This window comes from Nitrospira sp. BLG_2 (genome assembly GCF_049222245.1).
In genome coordinates this window covers 1-2,771 of record NZ_JBLYIG010000409.1, presented here as the reverse complement: position 1 = coordinate 2,771, position 2,771 = coordinate 1, and the positions used below count along the sequence as shown (strand labels likewise).

General features: G+C 55.6%; 4 protein-coding genes. All 4 read left to right on the top strand.

Annotation, left to right across the window (positions count from 1 at the left end):
• Nucleotides 1–1,132 (top strand): proteasome accessory factor PafA2 family protein (locus ACOSYY_RS11260; protein ID WP_421662468.1); only part of this gene is annotated, 1,132 nt, incomplete at its 5' end.
• Nucleotides 1,129–1,323, top strand: a complete 195-nt coding sequence (locus ACOSYY_RS11255) for a ubiquitin-like protein UBact (protein ID WP_421662467.1) — start codon at nt 1,129–1,131, stop codon at nt 1,321–1,323. The genes ACOSYY_RS11260 and ACOSYY_RS11255, both read left to right, overlap by 4 nt.
• A 79-nt stretch (nt 1,324–1,402) precedes the next feature.
• Nucleotides 1,403–2,176 (top strand): hypothetical protein, encoded by a 774-nt coding sequence (locus tag ACOSYY_RS11250; protein WP_421662466.1) that lies wholly within the window; start codon nt 1,403–1,405, stop codon nt 2,174–2,176.
• Nucleotides 2,177–2,188: 12 nt separating this feature from the next.
• The coding region (locus tag ACOSYY_RS11245; RefSeq protein WP_421662465.1) for a hypothetical protein at nt 2,189–2,771 on the top strand (583 nt) is incomplete at its 3' end.

Here is a 2,771-nt window from a genome sequence, read left to right as displayed (position 1 = left end):
GCGGCGCAATCAGGTGCTCGGCGGTGCCCATGTTCGGCTCTACAAGAACAACACCGATTTTCATGGCCACAGTTACGGATGTCACGACAACTATCTTGTCTCGCGGGACGTCCCTTTCCCAGCCCTCGCCGCTGGTTTGATGCCGTTCTTGGTAAGTCGACAAGTGATAACGGGTGCGGGAAAGGTCGGCACCGAAGCGCAGGAGTCTGGATACGTTCCAGGCGGGTATCAGATCTCTCAACGCGCCGACTTTATGGAGACCGAGATGGGCGTCGATACGATGCATAATCGGCCTATTCTGAATACGAGAGACGAGCCTCATGCGGATCGTGAAAAATATCGCCGCCTCCATCTCATCATCGGCGATGCCAACATGTGCGAGTATGCGACGGCGCTGAAGATCGGGACGACACGGCTCGTGCTCGACCTCATCGAGCGAGGAACGATGCCTCACATTGAGCTGGATCAGCCGGTGGCCGCGGTGAAACAGTTGTCGCGCGATCCGGACCTCAAAGCCGTGGTCCGGCTTAAAGACGGACGCGCGCTTTCTGCTTTGGAGCTTCAACGGCGCTACCATGAGGCGGCATGTCACGAACTGACAGGCACCGACGAGGAGTCGGATTGGCTGTTGGCGGAATGGGGTGAGACCTTACGCTTGTTGGCGCAAGACCGGTTTCAATTGGTCGGCAAGCTGGATTGGGTCACGAAACAGTGGTTGCTGGAAACATTCATGCAAGAAGAACGGATCGGATGGGACGATCCCTGGCTGGCGAGTTTGGACCTGGAGTATCACAATGTGGACCCGGAACAGGGGCTGTATCTAGGATTGGAAGCGGAAGGGAAGGCTTGGCGGATGACGACTGACGAAAAGATCGAGGAGGCCATTCGGAATGGTCCGAGCGACACCCGTGGAGGGCTGCGCGGACTTTGCGTGCAGCGATTTTCATGGGGAATCAAATCACTTCAGTGGGAGCGTGTGCAGTTTACAGGCGGGTTCCGATCGCGAGTCCTCGAGATGGGAGATCTTTTCGCTCCTGATGAAGTACAGAGATGCGCACAGATTTTTTCGAAAGCTTCTTCGCCGGTTGATGCGCTGAGATTGTGGAACGATGGAAAGGATAGACAGGTATGAGATACAACATGGCACCGGAACGACGCGAAGGCCCAGTCGATCCTATGCCGAAGTCGCCTCGTCCTGAAGAAGAAGGCGGCGGACCTCGGCGACCTGACACCGGATCACCGGATAAGGATAGCCTTCTGAAGCGTATGCGTAAAGTTGATCCCAAACAAGCAGAGCGGTATCGACAGAGGACCGGGGAATAGTCTTGAGTGCTGAGTATTTAGGGCGACCCTCTTTAACTACTCAGCGCTCAACACTTCACATTCGGCACTGAGGAACTAGATGGGCCTGCAAGGCGATTTCTACCAGCTCTTGAAAGAACGGGGATACGAGTTCGGATTGTCTGGACAGTCCGGGGTACGGCAAGAACTGACGACCGCCACCACCATCCTCGCGTTTAAATATCGCGAAGGCGTTCTGGTCGCGGGAGATCGGCGCGCGACCGCCGGGAATATGGTGATGTACGACCGCACTGACAAGGTATTGGAGATCGACCGGTATAGTGTCATGGCGATCGCCGGAGTGCCGGCAACTGCCTATGAAATGGCGCGCATCCTTGAACATTCTTTCAAGTATTATCGGCGGACACAACTCCAGGAACTCAGCTTCGAGGGAAAGCTCCGATCTCTATCCAAATTGTTGAAAGAGAATGTCGCGGCGGCGTTGGCGGGAACCGGCGCGGTAGCCCCGATCTTTGCTGGTTACGATGCCGGGCAAGAGGCAGCGAAAATCTACTTTTACGACATTCTCGGCGCGGAGTTCGAGGGAGTGGAATATGCGGTATCGGGGTCCGGCTCATCGACAATCCGAGGGATCCTTCATTACTTGAATACATGGGGCGAGCAGCTCCTGAGTACGATGCCGGAAGAACAGGCAACCGTTCAGGCGTTGCGACTATTGACGAGTGCGGCGGAATTCGACAGTGCGACCGGCGGAGTCAACCGTGATGCCGGTCTCTATCCGGTCATTAAGTTCATCACGGCCGGTGGTGTCAGAGTGATGTCGGATCTTCAGCTCCGATCGCTGTTTGAATCAAGGGTTGCTCGAAGTGTGTAAGGGGCATTAGCTATGTATGAAGAGCCATATCGATGGGTGGAAGCAGTCGGAAATCGCCGGCAATATCTGGACGATCAACTCAAGGAGGGCACACCCGTCGTCGGGGTCGCGTACGAGCACGGCATTCTGCTCACGACGATGAGCAAAGGCACGCCTAAGTTATATGAGATTTATGATCGCCTGGCCTTAGGCGGTATGGGGCATCCGGCCGACCTGGAGAAACTGCGTTTCAATCTGTTGGAAATGGCGCACGTCGAAGGGTTCAATCGCTCCGCTTCCGATGTGACCGGGAGCCGCCTGGTGAAGTACGGCATCGCGCCGGTCATCAAACAAGCGTTCGAAGAGGTGTTCAAGGCCCCCTTCATCGTGAAAATCCTGCTGGCAGAATTGAGCCGGAAAGCCGGTAGAGACGGGTTTTTGACGATCAACTACGACGGAACTTTTGAGGAAAAGAGCCGGTATGTGGTGCTTGCCGCTACGTCGATAGTTGAGCAGAGGATGATCGGGTATGTCCGACAACAGTCCATCGTGTCTCTGAAGGACGCTGTGGATGTGGCGATTCGTACGTGGGCGGTCGGTGATCGAGCGCAACGAT

Excerpts from the sequence above, each read along its gene's own strand:
- ACOSYY_RS11250 (WP_421662466.1), top strand. The coding sequence starts at position 1,403 with ATGGGCCTGCAAGGCGATTTCTACCAGCTCTTGAAAGAACGGGGATAC.
- ACOSYY_RS11255 (WP_421662467.1), top strand. The coding sequence starts at position 1,129 with ATGAGATACAACATGGCACCGGAACGACGCGAAGGCCCAGTCGATCCT.